Genomic DNA, 1,690 nt, shown 5'->3' with positions numbered 1-1,690 from the left:
TGTACTAGGCCCTGTCAAGTTGACGGATGAAATAATATAAAATTTAATATGTTTCTAAATGGCTTTATCCCAGTATTCATCTGGGGTAAGGCCATTTCTTTGTGTTGAGCGATTGTAATGATTAAAATATTCAATTCCTGCTTCAACCAATTTCATAAGTTCTTGATAGGTCTTTGGCAGTGGCTGACGTGCCATCCATCGATTTTTAAATTCATTCCACCAACGCTCCATTGGAGCGTTATCGTATGGCGTTCCTGGTCGGGACATACTTCTAGTTACTTCATATCGATCAAGAGAACGATTAAATAGTTTTGAGGTATAAGCTGAACCGCGATCGGTGTGCACCATGGGGTGTACACTACCAGCACCTGAAAAGGCCTGCTGAAATACCTGGATTTCTGCTTCACTAGTTTCTGTAGGACTTAGATTATAGGCTAAAAGTCGCCGACCATAAAGATCTAAAACACCACTTAACCGAATTTTATATTCGCCATTTATGCCATATGAAAGCTCTGTTGAATCGGCCAACCAAACTTGGTTAGGTCTACTCACACTAAAATTTTGATTAAGAAGATTATCTTGGATATATTGTTCTGATTGTTTCACACGATTATGCTTCTTCGGATGTACTAAACATCGAATACCTAGTTCTCGCATAACTCGTCGAACCTGTTTGAAAGTAATGGGAAAATTAATTGATGTGTCAGCTTGTAAATTTACCAACATGTTTCCAGTACCAATCCCTTGTAGATTGAAATCAAACCAGTATTGGGTTCGCTCTTTAAGTTGTTTATTACGTGTCTCCCAAACTGTTTCTTGTCTTTTTAACCCTTTGTAGTAAGCCTGACGGCTAACGCCAACCATTTTTATAAGTTTTGTTATCGCACCATGCTTTTCTTGACTAACATTCTTAATCGCGTGATATGCCAGTCGTCTTTGCTTATTCACCCCTTGCGCTGAAGTTCCTGCCATTTTTTTATAAAGGCCGCATATAATTTTTGATCTTCGATTTGGCTTTCTAACTCGTGAATCCGTAGATTCGCTTTATCTAAATCTGTTAGTTCTGATTGATCTTTACGGTGACCACGATTATCGATTAGTGATTCATAACCACCTTGTCGTGCCTTAAGAACCCATGAACGGGCTTGTTGATAAGAGACACCGAAGTGTTCCGCAGTTTCATTATAACTATGTTTATCTTTGGTAATATATTCAACAATTGAAACGCGTTCTTCAAAAGAAGTTTTACGACTCATAATGGGAACCTGCCTTTTGGACGGTGACGCCGTCACCGTTTTATCCTCATTATACTTGGAAACCCAGTCTAATAGTTGTTTTTGTGATCGTAAACCAAACTTAAGTGCAACATCTGCTTGTGAATATTGACCCGTTAGATAAGTTAATACCGCTTCTAATTTCAGCGCTTTTGAATAGTGATTATTGTGGCGCGCTTCCTGTAAACCTTCAATACCATCGCGGTCATAGCGATCGACCCAACGTTTGAATAGATCTTTATTAATACCGTATTCTCGGGCAAAAGTTCTTCTCGGCATTCCGGACTTTCTAAATTCTTCGATAAACGTTAATTTTTCTAATGCTGAATACTTGGCTCTGGACATACAAAAATCCCTCCATGATTATCGGATGAAATTATATTATTTCATCTGACAACCATAAAGGGATTATTACA

At 38.3% G+C, this 1,690-nt stretch carries 2 protein-coding genes; both read right to left on the bottom strand.

What is annotated here, in order from left to right:
• Positions 1–54 precede the first annotated feature (54 nt).
• Positions 55–972 carry an IS3 family transposase gene (locus AC1RPU_RS07570; RefSeq protein WP_481761993.1) on the bottom strand — a complete coding sequence of 306 codons (918 nt, stop codon included), beginning with the start codon at positions 970–972 and terminating at the stop codon, positions 55–57.
• Entirely contained in the window at positions 945–1,619 is a 675-nt protein-coding gene (locus tag AC1RPU_RS07565) for a transposase (protein ID WP_481761994.1), read from the bottom strand. The genes AC1RPU_RS07570 and AC1RPU_RS07565 overlap by 28 nt, the downstream gene beginning before the upstream one ends.
• Positions 1,620–1,690 lie beyond the last annotated feature (71 nt).

This window comes from Dellaglioa sp. CoH-55-MRSF-7 (genome assembly GCF_056782235.1).
Note: the sequence above shows the minus strand (reverse complement) of the source record. Positions and strands in the feature narration are given on the sequence as shown.